Raw genomic sequence first — 18,583 nt, forward strand, 5'->3', positions numbered from 1 at the left:
AGCCCGTTAAAACGCCCAAATATTAAAGCACCATTTTTTCTATTGGGCAAACTAAAATACCTTCTGCGCCGTTTGCTTTTAATTCGTCTATAATTTCCCAAAACTGATTTTTAGAAATTACAGTGTGTACAGAACTCCAACCTTTTTCTGCCAATGGCAAAACTGTTGGGCTACGCATACCTGGCAACAAATTTAATATAGCGTCTAGCTTGTCATTTGGTGCATTTAACAATACATATTTAGAATTTCTACCTTTTAAAACCGACTGAATTCTAAACTGAATTTTCTGTAAAATTGCCATTCTTTCGTCTGAAATTGCCGGGGAAACTGCTAAAACGGCTTCTGACTTTAATAGCACTTCTATTTCTTTTAATCCGTTTTTAAATAAAGTTGAGCCACTAGAAACAATATCGCAAATACCATCTGCCAAACCAATATTTGGTGCAATTTCTACAGAACCATTAATTTTGTGCAATTGTGCATTAATATTTTGCGCTTTTAAATACTTTTTTACAGTTTCTGGGTAAGACGTTGCAATGCGTTTGCCATCTAAATCTTTTAAAGAGTTTGCCTTAGATTCTTTTGGCACGGCAATAGAAACTTTACATTTAGAAAAACCCAAACGTTCTATAAATTCTATATCTGCTCCTTTTTCTATAAGTACATTTTCTCCAATAATGGCAGCATCTACAACGCCATCTTTTAAATATTGAGGAATATCGCCATTTCTTAAGTAAAAAACTTCTACTGGAAAATCTCTTGCAGCTGCTTTTAATTGGTCTTTACCATTGTCTATAGAAATACCAATATCTTTTAAGATTCTCATAGAATCTTCATTTAGTCTTCCTGATTTTTGTACTGCAATTCTTAAATTTTTCATCTTTATTGTTCTCTTTTTATTGTTCTAAATGTGAACAAACAAACTGATTTTTATGTTTTTTAATTGTTTTAAAATTAAAAATACAAAACCCGTTTGATGTTCTCAAACGGGTTTATAAATATTTTGACTTTATTCAATACATTTTTAAATCGCGATTGAGCAATTATTTAAATGATGATGATGTAATTGAATAAATTTCATTCTTTTTATTTTAACGATGCAAATATCTAAATTTTATTTTATTTTAAAGAATAAAACCTTCTAAAATATTTTAAAAAATAGATTTTTTTCTTTTTTTGAATTATTACATTAATTACAAGACTTATGCTAATTTTAACTTAGCATTTTCTGTAAAATTGTATATACTTTTTTCTCTAAAACATCTACAGAACCATCTGCAAATAGTACTTTTTTAATATTTCTTAGCAAATTTTCTTTTTCTACATTGGTAAAATTGTTATTAGATAGATATTCTTGAATTTTATGTAGATTTTCTTTTTCAGAATCTACCACCACTTCTGTATGTATTTTATGCAACGTTTCTTTATTTACAAGTGTATTAATAAATTCGTTTTCTTTTTTATCTTCTATATGATTTGCATGTGCTGCAAACAATAATACATAAGCTTCAAATTCTTTTTTTGTCCAATTTAATATCATAATTATAGGTGTATTGGTAAGTTTTTGGTACTGCCCCACTCTGTCCAAGAACCATCGTAAACAGAAGTGTTTTTTATACCTGCTATTGTTGCAGATAATGCTAAAATAGAGGCTGTAATTCCTGAACCACAGGTAAATATAATTTCTTTTTTGGTGTTATAATCTTTAAAAATTGTTGCGAGTTCTTTTTCTGATTTTAATTTGCCATCTTTTAAAACTTCTGTAAAAGGTAAACTTACAGAATTTGGAATATGTCCGCTTTTTAAATCGTTTCTAGGTTCTGGTGCTGTGCCGTAAAATCTACCTTTTGAGCGTGCATCTGCAATTAAAATTTCTTTGTTTTCTATTGCTTGTAATACTTGTTTTGTAAATTTTAATTTTTCTGGTTGATAATTTACTTGAAAGTCTCCTTTGGGATATGTTTTTATTGAAGGTATTTCTGTTGGATAATTGTTACGATTCCATTCTGGAAAACCACCATCTAAAACAGCACAGTTTGTAAAACCCATTAATTGAAACATCCACCAAACTCTTGGTGCAGAATAGATGCCAAAAGTATCGTAACAAATAATTGTTGCTTTTTTAGTAATGCCTAATTCTTGTGCTTTTTCTTGAAATTTTTCTGGTGATAAAACCGTGTTTGGAAAAGGTGCCGATTTTTCTGAAAAAACCTGTTTTAAATCGAAAAAACGGGCGTTTTTAATTTGCCTTTTATTGTTGTTATCTTTTGCTTTGTCTCTTACTTTAGCAATGGTACAATCTAAAATAATTAAGTCTGGGTTATCTAAATTATTGTTTAACCAATTTACTGTTATTATTGGTTTTTGTATTTGTAAAGACATTTTATAACATTTTTATTGCTAATTGCTAATTTAAAATAAATTGCTTTCAATTTGGTAAAATGTTAGCAGAAATGTGCATTAGCGATTGAAACGGCATCCTTTTTTAAAAACCCTGTTTTTTCAGGGTTTTTAAAAAAGATATAGTGGAAAGCGCGACCACGCTTTTTTGCGTGGTAATGCCCTAAAAATTTTAATTATTATCTTTTGGGAGATCTTCTTGAAAGGCAGATGGCAAAATATCTGGTATTAATTTAATTAAAAGTGGTAGCAAAAGTGCGCCTCCTGGCAATAAAAAAACGGCCAAAGCTGGTATTGCTTTACAGATATCTAATAACTGAATTTTTATTTTTTCTTTTTCTTCTTCTGTTAAATTGGTGCTTGCAGATTTTTTTATAAGCTGCATGGCTTCTTTACTTTGCAGCAATTCTTGTTGCAATCTTAATTTATTTCTATGTAATAGTTGTTTTATTTCGTCTAACGTTTGCATTACAATTTTCTGCGCTTTTTTTCTGCTTTTAATAAATTTAACTCTCTACTGGTTTGGCCAGCAACAGAGGTGTTTTCTTCTGCGCGCCTAATTAAATACGGCATAACATCTCTTACAGGGCCAAAAGGTAAGTATTTTGCCACGTTATATCCGCTGTTTGCTAAATTATAACTGATATGATCGCTCATGCCAAATAATTGGCCAAACCATAAACGCATATCATTTTTATGTATTTGGTGCTTTTTTGCTAAATCCATTAATAAATAGGAGCTTTCCTCATTGTGTGTTCCTGCAAATATTGCCATATTTTTATGCTCCATCATGTATGCTATGGCTTTATTAAAGTTGATATCTGTAGCGTTTTTGTCTTTACAAATTGGCGATGGATATCCTTTTTCTTCGGCTCTTTCTCTTTCTTTTTCCATATAAGCACCTCTAACTACTTTCATCCCAATATGAAAGCCTTTTTGTTGTGCTTTTTGATGAAGTTTTTTTAAATACGCTAAACGATCATGCCTATACATTTGTAATGTGTTAAAAACAATGGCTTTTTTTGTGTTGTAGGTTTCCATTAATTCTTCAATTAAATGGTCTGCAGCCGTTTGCATCCAACTTTCTTCTGCATCTATTAACAAAGGCACATCTTTTTCTACGGCAGCTTTACATACTTTATGGTAACGTGCTACTACTCTATTCCATTCTTCTTTTTCTTCGGATGTTAATGTTACATTTTCAGAAATTTTTTGATATAAAGCGAATCTACCAAAACCTGTTGGTTTAAAAACAGCATAAGGTATGGCTTGTTTTTCTTCACAGAAATTTAAAATTTTTAAAATTTTGTTTAAAGCGCCATCAAAACTAACTTCTTGTTCTTTGCCTTCTACAGAATAGTCTAACACGCTATGTACATTTCCATTTTGGTACATATTGTCTATAATTGGCAAACAATCTTCTTCTGTTACGCCACCACAAAAATGGTCGAAAACAGTAGAACGAATTAAACCTTCTACAGGCAAATGTACTTTTAAAGCAAAATTTGTAACAGCACTGCCAATTTTTACCATTGGCTCATTTTGTATCATTTTAAATAAAAAATAAGCTCTTTCTAACTGCGAGTCTGTTTTTAAAGCAAATGCAACTTCTGTATTGTCAAATAGATTCATAACTACATCGATTTAGTAAAACAAATATAACTATTGAATGGTAATATTTGAATAATTTCTAGTTAATTTGCAGTCTGAATAATTTTATTGATGAAAACCATACAAGCCGTTACTTATCCTGTACATTTTAAAGAAAAAGGCTACACAGCTCTTTCTAATTTAATAGCAACAAACCACTACTCTACTATTTTTATTTTGGTTGATGAAAATACAATGGATAACTGTTATCCTAAATTTATACCTAATTTAAAAACGGAAAGACCAATTGAAGTTATAGAAATAGAATCTGGAGAGATTAATAAAAATCTAGAAACTTGTATTGGTGTTTGGAATGCAATTACAGAATTAGGTGGAGATAGAAAAAGTTTAGTAATTACTTTAGGCGGTGGCGTAATTACAGATTTAGGTGGTTTTGTAGCTTCTTGTTTTAAAAGAGGAATAGACTTTGTAAACATACCTACTACGTTACTCTCTATGGTTGATGCTTCTGTTGGTGGTAAAACTGGTGTAGATTTGGGTGTTTTAAAAAATCAGATTGGTTTGTTTGCAAATCCTGAGATGGTTATTGTTGATGATGAATATCTAAGTACAGTTACACCTAGAGAAATAAAATCTGGTACCGCAGAAATTATTAAATATGGTTTAACCTACGATATTAATTTATTTAAAGAAATAAAAGATAATAAAGATGTAAACATAAGCGATTTAATTTTTAGATCTATAGAAATTAAAAACGAAGTTGTTTTACAAGATCCTAAAGAAAAGGGCTTGCGAAAAATTTTAAATTTTGGGCATACTTTAGGTCATGCAATTGAGTCTTTTTATTTAGAATCTGAAAATAAAGAAAACTTAACACATGGCGAAGCTATTGCCATTGGTATGGTTTGTGAAAGCTACATGTCTCACAAACTATTAGGTTTCCCTTCAGAAAAATTAAATGAAATAAAAAAAGTAGTTTTATCTATTTATGATAAAACTAGTCTTTTAAAAGAAGATTTTGTTGCTATAATGGATTTATTAAAGCACGATAAGAAAAATGTAAACGGACAAATTAATTTTGTATTACTTAACAATTACGAAAACTATAAATTAGACTGCAAGGTTAACGAAGATTTGATTGTAGAAAGTATGGAATTTTACAATCTGTAAATTTTAACATCTACTAAAATAATCTTTATCCATTTTTTCGCCAACTAAAGAAAGATCTTCAACTAATTTTTCTATAAACCCTTTTAAATCACCTTGCACATCTTCTATGGTTGTATATAGATGTTCGTATTTTAATTTACCTATTAAAAATGCCGCAGAATCTTTATGCGGTATATCATCTTTGTGTAAATAACCAATGTAGTAATGTATGTTGTGCAAAGATTTTATTATAGAACGCGGACAAACAGGGTTTAAAATTAAAAAATCTAAAACAGTATGGCTAGATGGTGCTTTTCTGTAAAACCTACGCATCATGTCATAAGATTCCATACATTTTAATAAGGTAGTCCACTCATAACTAGCCTCTACTTTTGTGCCAAAATTTACCTCTTCAACTAAAGCATCATTATATTTGGAGTTTATGATTCTAATTACTTGGTTTGCTCTTTCTATATAAATACCTAACATTATAATTGCATAAACTTCATCATGTAATAAAGTGCCTCTAATCTTAGTTCTTAGAGATGCTATATTACTGGTAATCATAGTTGTAAAATCGAATAAACCACTTTTTACAAAACGTTTTTCGTCGTATTTTTTTACAGTTCTGTGCAATGTATTGATAGATTCATATAATTCTGATGAAATTAAATCTCTAGCGCTATTTGCATTTTGCTGCGCATTACTAATAGCAGCATATATAGAGTATGGTTTTTCTGGATTTAAGCCAATATCATGCAATACTGTTTGCTCATCCAACTCCTTGCTTTCCTTTAATTCTTCCTCATCTGCAACAAAAAGCATGGAACGCAACACAAACTGTCTTGATTGTGATAGCTCATTAGGTGCGTCTAAAGATGAAAAATAATTGACATTCATATACCTTGCTATATGCTCTGAACGTTCTAAATAACGTCCCATCCAAAATAAATTATTGGCAACTCTTGCTAACATAAAATTCTTTTATTTTTTTAAAACCCAAGTATCCTTAGATCCTCCTCCTTGTGATGAATTTACTATTAAATTGCCTCTTTTTAAAGCTACTCTTGTTAAACCACCTTTTAAAACAAAATCTTTGTCTTTACCTAATAAGGTAAATGTTCTTAAATCTACATGTCTTGGCTCAAAAGAATTTTCTTCTTCTATGTATGTAGCATGAGTAGATAAAGACATTATAGGTTGTGCAATGTATTTTCTAGGGTCTTCTTTAATAGTAGCTTTTACTTTTTCTATTTCTGCTTTGGTTAATTTGTTTCCTATAGAAATTCCATAACCACCAGATTCATCTACTGGTTTTACAACCAATTTATCTATATTTTCTAAAACGTATTTTAATTCGTCTGGTCTGCTGCAATGTGGGTTTACCTGCGCGCTATGTAAGTGGTTACATAGAAACTTTACCACCTTCTGGAAAAGAAAAATTAGTGGGTACAGATGCTTCACACGCTTGGTTTTCTGTTTATATTCCTAATTTTGGTTGGGTAGATTTTGACCCTACAAACGATCAAATACCAAAAAATCAACTTATAATCACTTCTTATGGAAGAGATTATTATGACGTACCTCCTTTAAAAGGAGTTATTTATGGTTCTGGTAAAAGTACAATGAAGGTATCTGTAGATATAAGACCTGCAAAAGACCAAAATGTACAACAACAACAACAACAACAACAACAACAACAACAACAACAACAACAGCAGCAGCAGCAATAATTTTACTTAATTCTTAAATAAGAACTTCTTAAAACTCTCGTTTTCCAAATTCACTATCAATAAACTTTGCTTTATTTTTTGCTGCGTTAAACGTGTAAGACAGATTTAAAGTTAGCATATCAACTTCATACCTATAATTTGTAGTGGTAAAAAATTCATTTGGTCTAGCTGTTGTAATTCTTTGTTCGTTTGTTTTTAGTAAACCCATATCCATGTTTTGCCATTGCAAGGTGGCCACTAATTTATCTTTAAGTAATTTTTTTCTAAAGGTTAAATTGGGCGAGTAAAAACGAGAATCTTCTCCCATAGCTGTATTTCTATCAGACAAATAATTAAAGGTAAATTGTAAAGATGCATTTTCCCAGAAATTATAAGTAGAATTTAAGTTGATAGAATAAATAGCTGCATTTGTATTAATATCATAACTTCTTGCAATACCATCTCTATGTTTAAAATTTAAAACACCATCTATGGCATAATTGTAAATATTTGCACCAATAAAGTTAGTCCAGTTTTTGGTAGGTTTTAAAGTAGTACCAATTTCTATACCTATAGCATTACTATTGCCAACATTAGAATACACTCTATTAATTATACTATCTATTACTGCACCATTTTGTTGATAAGCCAAGGTATTTACTCGGTTAATCACATTTTTAACATGTCTAAAATAAGCAGTTGCGTATATAGAATTCCCTTTTTTTAAGTTTTTAGTAAGCCCTAACTCTACCAAATCTATAAATTCTGGTTGTAAAGTATTATCGCCTTGTTCAAAAACTTCAGAGTGTTGACGTTCTGCAAAACTATTCATTTCAAAAGTAGTTGTTCTTTCTACTCTTTTACTGTAAGCCGTTTTAATATTGGTGTTGTCATCAAGTTTATACTGTAAAGAAGCAGATGGAAATAACTTTAAAAAATTTAAATTAAAAGTATTTTCAACAGCATCACTTCTTAGCGTTTCTTTGTAAACTCTATCCATTGCCTCTAAACGAACCCCAGCATTATAACTCCACTTATTTTTATTACCTGTAACTTGCGAATAACCTGAATGAATTTTTCTTTTTAAGCTAACATTACTAGAAAATTCTGGTACTAAAACACCATCTCTCTCATAAACAAACTTACCTGTATGGTCTAAGTCTCTATATTGATATCCAATTTCTAAAGTTCCAAAATCAAACGATTTAAATTGATAATCTAAATTAAAACGTGCTCCGTATAAAGGATTGTCATTGGTGTTAAATTCTCTTTGAAATACAATTGAAGTATCTGGAAAACCCAAATTATCATTTTCTGTAGGTCCTCCCAAAAAAGTATATTCATATAAAAAAGAAGTGGACAATTTAGACGAATTCTGAAATGTATGACCGTAATCAAAGTTTCCCAAAGCAAAATCTCCTTTTCTAGTTCTAAGATTATGATTAAAATAAGTGAATTCATACAAGGTATTATCACTACCAATTGGTGAAATTGCAGAATTGTTATAAACAATATCTGCTAACCTATCTTTGGTGCGCTTTCCCGCAAAAAAGCCAAGTGAAAAGTTATTGTTTTTGTTAGGATTGTAATCAACATTAAACCTCCCATTATACGTAATTTCGTCAAAGCTACGTTCACCATCAGAAGGTAAAAAAGTAGTTCTATTTTCTGGTGTATTAATTATAAAAAGGTCTCCTTCTCTTCTACCTGTTTTATCATTTCTCTGATAACTAGCACCTAAAGAAAAATTCCACTTTTCTGTCCTTTTATTTAAAGTTGCATCTATTCCATGCCTTTCTGCAGGAACTTGCGTATCATAATCTTCTATAGAAGGAAAACCACCTCTAACATTAAGTTGTGCAAAAGTACCATCTATAGCACCTTTTTTAGTGGTAATATTTAAAATTCCTGCTTTTCCTTCAGGGTCGTATTTTGCAGAAGGCGCTGTAATTAACTCTACAGTTTCTAAGGCATTTGCTGGCAATTGGGCTAAAATAGTAGCAGGATCTCCTTGTGTTGGTTTACCATTAATTAAAACGGTAAAACCACCACTACCTCTTACGCTTATTTCTCCCAAACCATTTGCAGTTACAGATGGTAAATTTTTTATAACATCTGCGGCAGTTCCTCCTACTGTATTTTGAAATTTTTTACTATCAAAAACTTGTCTATCAATCTTATGTAAAACTGTGTTTTTTTTAGATCTAATAACCACTTCATTTAATTGGCTACCATTTCCTAAAGTTAAGGTTAATTCTCCTAAATTGATTTGTTGATTTTTAATAGTAATACTTATGCTTTCTATCTTACTAACTTTATATCCCAAAAAAGAAGTTTCTAAATAATAATTACCAATCTTAATTTTATTGATAACAAACAAACCATTTTTATCTGTAACTACGCCTTTAATAATCTTTTTAGTTGCAGCATTGTACAGTGCAACAGATGCAAATTCTAGTGGATAGTTATCTGCAGCGTCTACAACTTTACCCCTAAGTTGTGCGTAACTAGAAACTGTGATTAAAAATATTGCAACATATATAATCGTTTTTTCAATACTATTTTTCATTGGTTTGTTGTAAAATTTTATTGGATGCAAATAAAAAGAAAAAAGCCTTTTCATAATACTATGAAAAGGCTTTTTTATAATTAATTTTAAAATCTAAATTTTAGTAACTTTAACTGCATTCATACCGCGCATTCCTTTTTCTAATTCAAAAGAAACTTTGTCGTTTTCTGCAATTTGATCTATTAATCCACTTACGTGTGTAAAGTACTTTTCGCTGTTTTCTGAATCAATAATAAAACCGAAACCTTTAGAAGTATCAAAGAAAGAGACTTTTCCTTTTCTAACAGGATCTTCTTCTGGCAAATCTTCTTTTTTAGTTGTAGATATTTGAATATCCTCCAACTCATATTCTACCTTTAACTCTGGATCTGGTGGTGTATCCGTTAAATTACCATTATGATCTACATATGCGAACTGAATTCCCCCTGTTCCATTTTCATCTTTTTCAGCCTTTCTAGCCTCCATTTTCTTACGTTTGTCTGCGCGCTTTTTTAAACGTTTCTTTTCTTTTTCACTTTTACTAAATGTCTGTTGCGATTTTGCCATTAATAAGTATAGAGTATTAAATATTAGTATTTCCTATGAAGATTTAAAAAAGAACGGACAATAATAACAAAAAGATTTTTGGTAATTACTTAGAAAAGTTGCCAATTCTATTTTAATCTCGTCCAACAAAGATACAAAATTATGCAATAACTATAAACCATTTGCATATAGATGTTAAAAAAAATGTAAATAACAATTCACTTCGTTTTTATGAAAGCAATACTATTATATTTGTCACTTAAAATAAAACATGAAAAATTTATTATCAGTCTTAAAAATATCTGTACCAGATAAGATATTTTTAAAAGATCCTGAAACATCTGTATTAGGAAAAAAAATAATTGAGCATAGTATTTTTTTAATTGATGAAATTGGTTTTGAAAATTTTACTTTTAAAAAATTAGGTTCTAAAATAGGCTCTAATGAAAGCTCTCTATATCGTTATTTTGAAAGTAAACATAAATTACTATTATATTTATCTTCTTGGTATTGGGCTTGGTTAGAATACCAATTAGTTATAGAAACGTATAGCATTGCAAATGCTAAAGATAAATTAGAGAAAGCCATACATATTGTTACTAGAAATGTAGAATTAGATAGTAACTTTTCTCACATTAACGAATCTGTACTCTATAAAATAATTGTGAATGAAAGTTCTAAATCTTTTTTAACAAAAAAAGTAGACAAAGAAAATAAGGCCGGTTATTTTGAAGTTTACAAAAGAATTATTGTAAGATTAGAGCAGATGATCTTAGAAATTAAACCAGATTATAAATATGCACTAAGCTTGGCATCTACAATTTTAGAAGGTGGTTTAAGACAGCACTTTTTAACAGAGCATTTTCCTTCTATTACCAATTATAATAAAAATAATACTCCAACCCATTTTTTTACACAATTAGTTAAAAATACGATACAATAGTTATGAGTGATAAATTATTAACACCTTGGACTCGCTTTGTAAATGCCATAAGTTTAGAAAAAAAAGATATTTACCAAGTTTTATACTATTCAATTTTTGGTGGTTTAGTATCGTTAACTTTACCTTTAGGTATACAAGCAATTATCAACTTAATACAAGGTGCACAAGTTTCTACATCTTGGATTGTTTTAGTAGTTTTTGTAACTTTAGGTGTTGTGTTTTCTGGAGGTTTACAATTAATGCAATTAAGAATTGTAGAAACCATACAACAAAGAGTTTTTACTAGAGCTGCTTTTGAACTTTGTTTTCGTTTCCCGAAAGTAAAAATGGATGAATTAAGAAACTACTATCCACCAGAATTAGCCAATCGTTTTTTTGATACCTTAACTTTTCAAAAAGGATTAACTAAATTATTAATTGATGTACCAACAGCTATCTTACAGATAGTTTTTGCTTTAATTTTACTGGCATTTTACCACCCATTTTTTATTGTATTTGGTATTTTTCTATTATTACTAATCTATATTGTATTTAAGTTTACCATTCAAAGAGGTTTAAAAACGAGCTTAATGGAGTCTAAAATAAAATATAAAGTAGCACATTGGATTCAAGAAGTGGCAAGAGCTGTAGTTAGTTTTAAACTTTCTGGTAAAACAGATTTAGCCATGAAAAAAAATGATTATTTGGTAGATAAATATTTAGATGCTAGAGAAGATCACTTTAAGATATTAATTTTGCAATTTACACAAATGATTGGTTTTAAGGTTATTGTAACTGCTAGCTTATTATTAATTGGTGGTATTTTAGTGTTGAATCAACAAATGAATATTGGCCAATTTGTAGCAGCAGAAATTGTTATTTTATTAGTAATTACTTCCGTTGAAAAATTAATTGTTGGTTTAGAGTCTTTTTATGATGTTTTAACAGCAATTGAAAAAATTGGGCAAGTTGTAGATAAAGAATTAGAGCCACAAAACGGAGAAAGCCCAACTTTTAAAGACGGTATGAATATTGAATTAGAGAATGTTTCCTACGAAGTAGCAGATAAAATTAAGCCTATTTTAAACAATATTTCATTTAAAATTGAAGCGAAAAGTAGAGTTTTAGTGCAAGGAGAAAGTGGTGCAGGAAAATCTAGTCTTTTGCGTTTGTTGGCGGGTGTTATAAAGCCTACTGGAGGTAATATTTATGTTAATAATTTATCTTTAAGTAGCTTGTATCTTAATCATTATAGAATGCAGTTAGGTTTGTCTTTATGTGAAGAAACACCTTTTGAAGGTACCATAAGAGAAAATTTAATTTTTAGTAGTTCTAAAGATAAAGACGATTTAATTTTTGAAGTACTAGAAGAAATTGGTTTATTACAATTTTTAAAAGAACAACCAAATGGTTTAGATACTATTATTTATCCTGAAGGAAAACAGACTTCTTTTACCATCACTAAAAAAATAATTTTAGCTAGAGCTTTAATTAAGCAGCCTAAAGTTATGATATTAGAAGACCCTCTAGATCAATTTAATGATAAGGAAACCGAAAAAATAATTAATTATTTAACAGACTCTAAAAGACCATGGTCTTTAATAGTGATTAGTAGTAACGACATTTGGAAAACCAAATGTACACAAACTATTACCTTAGAAAAAGGAGTAATAATTAATAATATAAACTCATAATAATGCTGAATATATCTAACAATAAATTAAGTAAAGAAGTAGACTTAACCCAATTTAAGTCTGGAAAGGATATTTTTAATAAAGAATATTACAAATCCTTTAATAAATTTTTAATTGTTTTTGGTATTGTATGTATTGTTGTGTTGTTTTTACCATGGACACAAAATATTACAGGAAGAGGAACTATAACCACTTTAACCCCAGATCAAAGACCACAAAGTATACAGTCTCAAATTCCTGGTAGAATTGAAGAGTGGTTTGTGAGAGAAGGAGATTTTGTAAAAAAAGGGGACACTATTCTTCGAATATCAGAAATTAAAAGTGATTATTTTGATGACCAACTTATAGAAAGAACCAACCAGCAAATAAATGCAAAAGTTTCTTCTGTTGGCGCTTACAAACAAAAAGTAAACGCTTTGCAAAGACAAATTAGTTCTTTAAATAAAGAGCAACGCCTAAAACTAGACATGGCAGAGAACAAGCTTATTCAATCTAAACTAAAAGTACAAAGTGATAGTATTGAGTTTGAGGCGGCAAAAACAAATATTAAAATTGCAGAAAGACAATTTAATCGTGCTGTAACTTTAGAGGATGAAGGAATTTCAGCAGTAAAAGACGTAGAAGAGAAAAACTTAAAGTTACAAAAAACACAAGCTGAGTTAATTGGTAAACAAAATAAATTGCTAGAAAGTAAAAATAATGTGATTAATGCTAAAATAGAACTAAATAGAATTAACGCAGAATACCGCAATAAAATATCTAAAGCAGAAAGTGATATGTCTACAGCTATGTCTAGTGGCTTTGATGCAGAAGTACAAGTATCTAAACTAGAAAACAGCAATAGTAATTATAAAATTAGAAGAAATTTATTATACATAACTGCACCACAAAATGGCTTTATAAATAAAGCGATAAAGGGCGGAATTGGAGGTACATTTAAAGAAGGAGAATCTTTAGTTGGTATTATGCCACAAAAATTTGATTTTGCAGTAGAAACTTTTGTAAGACCCATAGATTTACCCTTGGTACATATAGGAGAAAAAGTCCGTGTAGAATTTGATGGTTGGCCTGCAATTGTATTTTCTGGTTGGCCAAACGTTTCTTACGGTACGTATGGCGCAAAAGTGGTTGCTGTAGAAAATTTTATTAGTGAAAATGGTAAATTTAGAGTTTTATTATCTCCAGATGAAGAAGATCATCAATGGCCAGATGCAATTAGAGTAGGTTCTGGCGCAAGAACAATTGCACTTTTAGAAGATGTACCAATTTGGTTTGAACTTTGGAGACAATTAAACAGCTTCCCTCCTAATTATTATCAGCCAGCTGGAAGTAAAAAAGGAAAGTCTGATTCGAAAAAAAAGTAATATGAAAAGATATATAATGATATGCTTTTTATTGATTTTTTCGCAATCTAAAGCACAAGATCAATTAGAGTCTGTTATGACTTTGTCAGAATATTTGGGCTATGTAAAAGCCTATCATCCCATTGTTAAACAGGCCAATTTAATTATTAATAATAGTGAAGCTAAATTATTAAAAGCTAGAGGCGCTTTTGATCCTAAAATTGAAGTAGATTACGATAAAAAGTTCTTTAAAGAAACCGATTATTTTAACAAGTTAAACGGTGCGTTTAAAATTCCAACTTGGTATGGTATCGAATTTAAAGGTGGTTTTGAACAAAATGATGGTGTTTTTCTAAACCCACAAGACAATGTTCCTTTAGATGGTTTATACAGTGCAGGGGTTTCTGTTTCTTTAGCCAGAAACTTTTTAATTAATGATAGAATGGCGTCTTTAAGACAAGCTAAATTATTTACAAATCAAGCCAAAGAAGACCAACAAATAATGGTGAACAAAATTTTGTTTGATGCTTCTATATCTTACTTTAATTGGCTAAGAACCTATAATGAAAAATTGGTTTTTAATGATTTTTTAGAAAATGCTAGAATACGTTTCCAAAGTACTAAAAGAGCTTTTGAAGAAGGAGAAAAACCAGCAATAGATACTTTAGAAGCAGGTATAACGCTAACTACAAGAAAATTAAACCTAGAAAAAGCACGAATAAAACTAATTAAATCTTCTTTAGAATTGTCTAATTTTTTATGGTTGAATGACAACACGCCTATTGAGTTAAAAGAAAATATTATACCAGATGTAAATACGTTTAACACTGTAGATCAAACCTTTAATATTGCTCTTTTTAATAATGAAAACTTTGATGTAGAAAATCATCCCAAAATAAGATCTTTAGGTTTTAAAGTAGAAAGTTTAGATGTAGAACGCAAGTTAAAAATGAATAACTTATTACCTAAAATAGATTTAAATTATAATTTTATTGCGCCAGAGGTAAACGGATTTAATAGTTTTAATACCGATAATTATAAAGGTGGTATTAATTTTAGCATGCCTCTATTTATAAGGAAAGAACGCGGAGACTTAAGATTGGCTAAAATTAAATTACAAGATCAAATTTTTGAAAGAGATGCTACAAGAGTAGTAATTAAAAATAAAATTGATGCCATTTTACAAGAGCTAGAATCTTTTATAATACAAAGCGATTATACAGCAAACAATGTAAGAGATTATAGTATTTTGTTAAGAGCAGAAGAACGAAAATTCTTTTTAGGAGAAAGCTCTTTATTCTTAGTAAATTCTAGAGAACAAAAGTTTATCGACTCTAAATTAAAAGCAATTGAATTAGAAAATTCTTTCTTTAAATCTAAAGCAACACTGTTTAAAGAAGCAGTTATTACAATCAATTAGAAAACATTAAAAGAATATAAAAACCTTTCAAATCTTCAAATTTGAAAGGTTTTTTAGTTAATCCTCATCTTCTAACGTAAAAAAATCATTTACAGGAATCTTAAAAACTTTAGAGAGTTTTAAAGCTAATACTGTAGATGGTACGTATCTATTTTTTTCTATGGAATTGATAGTTTGCCTAGAAACACCAATTTTTTTAGCTAAATCATCTTGCGTTAAGTCTAAAATAGCACGTTGAACTTTTAGAGTATTTTTCATATTAATTATTCATTCTTTTTAATTGCCAGAAAAAACACAGCTGAACAATCAACATAAAAAATAATACTTGAAAATAACTAAAGCCTTGCAATTCGTCATCTTTATTTAACATAACCGCTACTCCATAATTTATTAAAGGTTGCACCAAAGCATATACAATTGCTAGAATAAAAGCTAATCTATACGTTTGTGAACGCAAACTATCTACAAACTCATCTTCTATTTTTTCTTTGGATACTGATATTAGTAAAAGTCCGAATAATAAAAAACCGTGTAAAATAGGTTTAACCCATTCTGAATCTTCTACATATTTTCTTAAAATCATTAGCAGAAAACTTACAACTGCAATAATAAGTCCTACTTTTTTATATGAATTCCCAAGTTGAAATTTATTCATTTTTTTTAACTGACTTCTTTCCCTTTCACATATTGATTGTTTTGACATCTTATTTATTTTAAAATTAGACAAACATATTTATTATAATGACAGATATACTTTACATTTTTAAATATGACAAGTTTATTTTACATTTTGTAAAAAATAATCTAAAAATAATAGTGTTACTCAAACAAAGCGCAAAGAAATTCTGCTACACAAGCTGGTTTTTCTTCCCCTTTAATTTCTATATTACAAGAAAAAGTTACTTTAATTCCGTTATTTGCTAAATCTTCAATAGCTATTAACTTCGCATGCATTCTTAATTCGCTATTTACAGGTACAGGATTAGGAAAACGCACTTTATTTAATCCATAATTTAAGCCCATTTTAAGGCTTTTAATTACAAATAGATCTTCAAGTAATTTAGAAATCATGGCAACAGACATAAAACCGTGCGCAATTATAGTTTTAAAAGGAGACTCCTGCGCTGCCCTTTCTTCATCTACATGAATCCATTGTTTATCTAATGTTGCATTGGCAAAATTGGTAATCATTTCTTGGGTTATGTTATACCAATTTCCTGTTGGTAAATCTTTACCTAAGTGTTTTTTAAAATCTGAAATTGTATTAAAAACCAACATAAAATTTTATTTCTTTGTAAAAAGATCATTATGAATTCTAGGCAATTCCAAATGAAATTTTACTGCAATAGCTCTAATAATAATTACTACAGCAACCGCAATTATAAAATTTATATTTTCTGGAATTATAGTGAAGTTTAAAATCAATAAATACACTATTCCGCCAGCCAAACATGCAGATGCATAAATTTCTTTCTCAAAAATTAACGGAATTTTGTTTGTTAAAACATCTCTTAAAACTCCACCAAAAACTGCAGAAATCATTCCCATAATAACAGCTATAATGGGGTGTAAATTATAAGAAAGTCCTTTTTTTAAACCTAACAATGTAAAAACTCCAATACCCACTGTATCAAATAAAAACATGGTTTTACTCAAATAGGCAATTTTAGATTTAAATAAAAATGTAAAAATAACCGCTGTAAAAATAGTGTAGAGATAGTTTAAATCTCCAATCCAATTTATTGGGTGTGCGTTTATTAAAATATCCCTTAACATTCCGCCACCAACAGCAGTTATAAAAGCAATTATAATTACACCAAAAACATCTAGTTTTTTATCTAAGGCTACAAGTGCTCCACTTATGGCAAAAGCAAAAGTTCCTAACAAATCTATGGCATAAATAATAGTCATATTATTGTCTTAATTCTGTAAATTTTATATTTAATTCTTTCTGAATTTCATGAATTTTCTCTAATTCACTTGGTAAAATAAAAGCTATAGAATTCCCAGTTTTTCCTGCTCTTGCAGTTCTACCACTTCTGTGGGTATAATATTCTAATTGTTCTGGTAATTGATGATGAATAATAAACTCTAAACCTCTAACATCTATACCTCTTGCAGAAACATCTGTAGAAATTAAATATTGTACACTTTCATTCTTAAAAGCTCTCATTGCTTTTTCTCTGTCTCTTTGTTGCATATCTCCTTCTAAAGCGCCCACAGAAAAACCCTCTTCTTTTAATTGATTGTATAAATTTTGAACACCTAATTTTGTTCTACAAAAAATAATGCCTCTTTCTGTTCCTCTTTTTTCAATGTAAGCAATAATAGCATTTGTTTTTTGCTTAATAGTTGTTTTTACATATTGATGTCTAATATTTTCATTTACCAAAGCATTTCTATTAATTTCTACTCTTGGTGCATTAGAATCCATATAGGTTTTAATAATACGCTGAATTTCTTCTGGCATTGTTGCAGAAAATAACCACGTATTTCTTTCGCCTTTAGTAAACTTTAAAATACGATTTAAATCTTGTTTAAAACCCATAGACAACATTTCATCAGCTTCATCTAAAACCAAAGTGTTAATATTGCTAATATCAATTTCGCCACGTTCTATTAAATCTACCAATCTTCCTGGAGTAGCAATAACTACGTGTGTAGTTCTTTTTAAATTTTTAATTTGAACATCTATCTTTTCGCCACCAAAAACAGCCTCTAAAAATATTTTATCATTGCAATACTTGGTAAATTTAAAAAGTTGTTTTTTAATTTGTTGTACCAACTCTCTTGTGGGCGATAAAATTAAAGCCTGAATTTCATTTTTAGAAGCATCTATATTTTGAAGTATTGGCAAACCAAAAGCAGCTGTTTTACCTGTGCCTGTTTGTGCTAAACCCACAAAATCAGTTTTGGATTTTAATAAAATAGGTATGGCTTGTTCTTGAATTTCAGACGGAATTTTAATTCCCAATTCTTTTAAACCTTTTATATATTCTTGCTGAACTCCTAATGCTAAAAATGCTGACATAATTTTGTATTTCTAAATCTTTGGCAAAGATACTTTTATTGGAATGATTTTAAACGGAAAGTGTAATGCTATTTTTTTATTGGTAAATGGTTAGTGGTGATTAGTGAAGGGTGAAGGGTGATTGGTGAATGGTGAAAAGTGAAACTTTATTTTGAATTCTAAAATTATTTTCAAAAATTCCAACAGCCAACAGCCAACAGCCAACAG

General features: G+C 29.4%; 19 protein-coding genes and 1 pseudogene. 6 read left to right on the forward strand and 14 right to left on the reverse strand.

Features of this window, described 5'->3' with window-relative positions:
• Nucleotides 1-22 precede the first annotated feature (22 nt).
• The 5 genes from hisG to Q0684_RS11810 all read right to left on the reverse strand — a co-directional run bounded on the left by hisG (nucleotide 23) and on the right by Q0684_RS11810 (nucleotide 4,032).
• A complete protein-coding gene (hisG, locus tag Q0684_RS11790) occupies nucleotides 23-880 on the reverse strand; it encodes an ATP phosphoribosyltransferase (protein WP_299016986.1) in 858 nt (285 codons plus the stop codon).
• A gap of 333 nt (nucleotides 881-1,213) precedes the next feature.
• Nucleotides 1,214-1,540 (reverse strand): hypothetical protein, encoded by a 327-nt coding sequence (locus Q0684_RS11795; protein ID WP_299016989.1) that lies wholly within the window; start codon nucleotides 1,538-1,540, stop codon nucleotides 1,214-1,216.
• Nucleotides 1,541-1,542: 2 nt separating this feature from the next.
• Entirely contained in the window at nucleotides 1,543-2,382 is an 840-nt protein-coding gene (locus Q0684_RS11800; RefSeq protein WP_299016992.1) for a sulfurtransferase, read from the reverse strand.
• 190 nt (nucleotides 2,383-2,572) lie between these two features.
• Nucleotides 2,573-2,869, reverse strand: a complete 297-nt coding sequence (locus Q0684_RS11805; RefSeq protein ID WP_299016997.1) for an LETM1 domain-containing protein — start codon at nucleotides 2,867-2,869, stop codon at nucleotides 2,573-2,575.
• Nucleotides 2,869-4,032 carry a proline dehydrogenase family protein gene (locus Q0684_RS11810; RefSeq protein WP_299017000.1) on the reverse strand — a complete coding sequence of 388 codons (1,164 nt, stop codon included), beginning with the start codon at nucleotides 4,030-4,032 and terminating at the stop codon, nucleotides 2,869-2,871. Before Q0684_RS11810 ends, Q0684_RS11805 begins: the two co-directional genes overlap by 1 nt.
• 90 nt (nucleotides 4,033-4,122) lie before the next feature.
• Between Q0684_RS11810 and aroB the strand changes: the two genes are divergently transcribed.
• Entirely contained in the window at nucleotides 4,123-5,181 is a 1,059-nt protein-coding gene (gene aroB, locus Q0684_RS11815; RefSeq protein WP_299017003.1) for a 3-dehydroquinate synthase, read from the forward strand.
• A gap of 3 nt (nucleotides 5,182-5,184) precedes the next feature.
• Here the strand turns inward: aroB and Q0684_RS11820 are convergent, their stop codons facing one another.
• Together Q0684_RS11820 and Q0684_RS11825 are read right to left on the reverse strand one after the other, a co-directional pair.
• A complete protein-coding gene (locus Q0684_RS11820; protein WP_299017006.1) occupies nucleotides 5,185-6,135 on the reverse strand; it encodes an alpha-E domain-containing protein in 951 nt (316 codons plus the stop codon).
• Between the two features lie 9 nt (nucleotides 6,136-6,144).
• Nucleotides 6,145-6,579, reverse strand: a pseudogene (locus Q0684_RS11825) (circularly permuted type 2 ATP-grasp protein); the annotation flags it as partial.
• On the opposite strand from Q0684_RS11825, the gene Q0684_RS11830 reads away from it, so the two are divergent.
• The gene (locus Q0684_RS11830) at nucleotides 6,537-6,893 is read left to right on the forward strand and encodes a transglutaminase family protein (protein WP_299017009.1); all 357 of its coding nucleotides are present in this window, start codon (nucleotides 6,537-6,539) and stop codon (nucleotides 6,891-6,893) included. The pseudogene Q0684_RS11825 and the gene Q0684_RS11830 sit on opposite strands and share 43 nt — an antisense overlap.
• A 28-nt stretch (nucleotides 6,894-6,921) precedes the next feature.
• Here the strand turns inward: Q0684_RS11830 and Q0684_RS11835 are convergent, their stop codons facing one another.
• Together Q0684_RS11835 and Q0684_RS11840 are read right to left on the reverse strand one after the other, a co-directional pair.
• Nucleotides 6,922-9,441 (reverse strand): outer membrane beta-barrel family protein, encoded by a 2,520-nt coding sequence (locus Q0684_RS11835; RefSeq protein WP_299017012.1) that lies wholly within the window; start codon nucleotides 9,439-9,441, stop codon nucleotides 6,922-6,924.
• 93 nt (nucleotides 9,442-9,534) lie between these two features.
• On the reverse strand, nucleotides 9,535-9,987 hold the full coding sequence (locus tag Q0684_RS11840) for a cold shock domain-containing protein (RefSeq protein ID WP_299017015.1): 453 nt from the start codon (nucleotides 9,985-9,987) through the stop codon (nucleotides 9,535-9,537).
• Between the two features lie 250 nt (nucleotides 9,988-10,237).
• Here Q0684_RS11840 and Q0684_RS11845 point away from each other — a divergent pair, with 250 nt between their 5' ends.
• From Q0684_RS11845 to Q0684_RS11860, 4 genes are read left to right on the forward strand one after another with little or no spacing between them, the layout of a single operon-like run.
• Nucleotides 10,238-10,909, forward strand: a complete 672-nt coding sequence (locus Q0684_RS11845; RefSeq protein WP_299017017.1) for a TetR/AcrR family transcriptional regulator — start codon at nucleotides 10,238-10,240, stop codon at nucleotides 10,907-10,909.
• Nucleotides 10,910-10,911: 2 nt separating this feature from the next.
• Complete coding sequence (locus Q0684_RS11850; protein ID WP_299017020.1) at nucleotides 10,912-12,582, forward strand: ATP-binding cassette domain-containing protein; 1,671 nt, start codon at nucleotides 10,912-10,914, stop codon at nucleotides 12,580-12,582.
• Between the two features lie 2 nt (nucleotides 12,583-12,584).
• Nucleotides 12,585-13,946 (forward strand): biotin/lipoyl-binding protein, encoded by a 1,362-nt coding sequence (locus tag Q0684_RS11855; RefSeq protein WP_299017023.1) that lies wholly within the window; start codon nucleotides 12,585-12,587, stop codon nucleotides 13,944-13,946.
• 1 nt (nucleotide 13,947) lies between these two features.
• Entirely contained in the window at nucleotides 13,948-15,345 is a 1,398-nt protein-coding gene (locus Q0684_RS11860; RefSeq protein WP_299017025.1) for a TolC family protein, read from the forward strand.
• Between the two features lie 57 nt (nucleotides 15,346-15,402).
• Here Q0684_RS11860 and Q0684_RS11865 read toward each other — a convergent pair whose 3' ends face one another.
• From Q0684_RS11865 to Q0684_RS11885, 5 genes are all read right to left on the reverse strand, one after another.
• Nucleotides 15,403-15,603: a helix-turn-helix transcriptional regulator gene (locus tag Q0684_RS11865; RefSeq protein WP_299017027.1), complete on the reverse strand. Its 201-nt coding sequence runs from the start codon at nucleotides 15,601-15,603 to the stop codon at nucleotides 15,403-15,405.
• Between the two features lies 1 nt (nucleotide 15,604).
• Nucleotides 15,605-16,048: a hypothetical protein gene (locus tag Q0684_RS11870; RefSeq protein WP_299017030.1), complete on the reverse strand. Its 444-nt coding sequence runs from the start codon at nucleotides 16,046-16,048 to the stop codon at nucleotides 15,605-15,607.
• 116 nt (nucleotides 16,049-16,164) lie between these two features.
• Nucleotides 16,165-16,623 (reverse strand): MaoC family dehydratase, encoded by a 459-nt coding sequence (locus Q0684_RS11875; protein ID WP_299017033.1) that lies wholly within the window; start codon nucleotides 16,621-16,623, stop codon nucleotides 16,165-16,167.
• 6 nt (nucleotides 16,624-16,629) lie between these two features.
• A complete protein-coding gene (locus Q0684_RS11880; RefSeq protein ID WP_299017036.1) occupies nucleotides 16,630-17,256 on the reverse strand; it encodes a trimeric intracellular cation channel family protein in 627 nt (208 codons plus the stop codon).
• A gap of 1 nt (nucleotide 17,257) precedes the next feature.
• Nucleotides 17,258-18,376, reverse strand: coding sequence for a DEAD/DEAH box helicase (locus Q0684_RS11885; RefSeq protein ID WP_299017039.1), 1,119 nt, complete (start codon nucleotides 18,374-18,376; stop codon nucleotides 17,258-17,260).
• Nucleotides 18,377-18,583 lie beyond the last annotated feature (207 nt).

It is taken from the genome of uncultured Polaribacter sp. (genome assembly GCF_947503875.1).
GTDB lineage: Bacteria > Bacteroidota > Bacteroidia > Flavobacteriales > Flavobacteriaceae > Polaribacter.

Bases quoted from the DNA above. Each gene is read 5' to 3' on its own strand.
- hisG (WP_299016986.1), bottom strand. From the start codon at position 880: ATGAAAAATTTAAGAATTGCAGTACAAAAATCAGGAAGACTAAATGAA.
- Q0684_RS11795 (WP_299016989.1), bottom strand. From the start codon at position 1,540: ATGATATTAAATTGGACAAAAAAAGAATTTGAAGCTTATGTATTATTG.
- Q0684_RS11800 (WP_299016992.1), bottom strand. From the start codon at position 2,382: ATGTCTTTACAAATACAAAAACCAATAATAACAGTAAATTGGTTAAAC.
- Q0684_RS11805 (WP_299016997.1), bottom strand. From the start codon at position 2,869: ATGCAAACGTTAGACGAAATAAAACAACTATTACATAGAAATAAATTA.
- Q0684_RS11810 (WP_299017000.1), bottom strand. From the start codon at position 4,032: ATGAATCTATTTGACAATACAGAAGTTGCATTTGCTTTAAAAACAGAC.
- aroB (WP_299017003.1), top strand. From the start codon at position 4,123: ATGAAAACCATACAAGCCGTTACTTATCCTGTACATTTTAAAGAAAAA.
- Q0684_RS11820 (WP_299017006.1), bottom strand. From the start codon at position 6,135: ATGTTAGCAAGAGTTGCCAATAATTTATTTTGGATGGGACGTTATTTA.
- Q0684_RS11835 (WP_299017012.1), bottom strand. From the start codon at position 9,441: ATGAAAAATAGTATTGAAAAAACGATTATATATGTTGCAATATTTTTA.
- Q0684_RS11840 (WP_299017015.1), bottom strand. From the start codon at position 9,987: ATGGCAAAATCGCAACAGACATTTAGTAAAAGTGAAAAAGAAAAGAAA.
- Q0684_RS11845 (WP_299017017.1), top strand. From the start codon at position 10,238: ATGAAAAATTTATTATCAGTCTTAAAAATATCTGTACCAGATAAGATA.
- Q0684_RS11850 (WP_299017020.1), top strand. From the start codon at position 10,912: ATGAGTGATAAATTATTAACACCTTGGACTCGCTTTGTAAATGCCATA.
- Q0684_RS11855 (WP_299017023.1), top strand. From the start codon at position 12,585: ATGCTGAATATATCTAACAATAAATTAAGTAAAGAAGTAGACTTAACC.
- Q0684_RS11860 (WP_299017025.1), top strand. From the start codon at position 13,948: ATGAAAAGATATATAATGATATGCTTTTTATTGATTTTTTCGCAATCT.
- Q0684_RS11865 (WP_299017027.1), bottom strand. From the start codon at position 15,603: ATGAAAAATACTCTAAAAGTTCAACGTGCTATTTTAGACTTAACGCAA.
- Q0684_RS11870 (WP_299017030.1), bottom strand. From the start codon at position 16,048: ATGTCAAAACAATCAATATGTGAAAGGGAAAGAAGTCAGTTAAAAAAA.
- Q0684_RS11875 (WP_299017033.1), bottom strand. From the start codon at position 16,623: ATGTTGGTTTTTAATACAATTTCAGATTTTAAAAAACACTTAGGTAAA.
- Q0684_RS11880 (WP_299017036.1), bottom strand. From the start codon at position 17,256: ATGACTATTATTTATGCCATAGATTTGTTAGGAACTTTTGCTTTTGCC.
- Q0684_RS11885 (WP_299017039.1), bottom strand. From the start codon at position 18,376: ATGTCAGCATTTTTAGCATTAGGAGTTCAGCAAGAATATATAAAAGGT.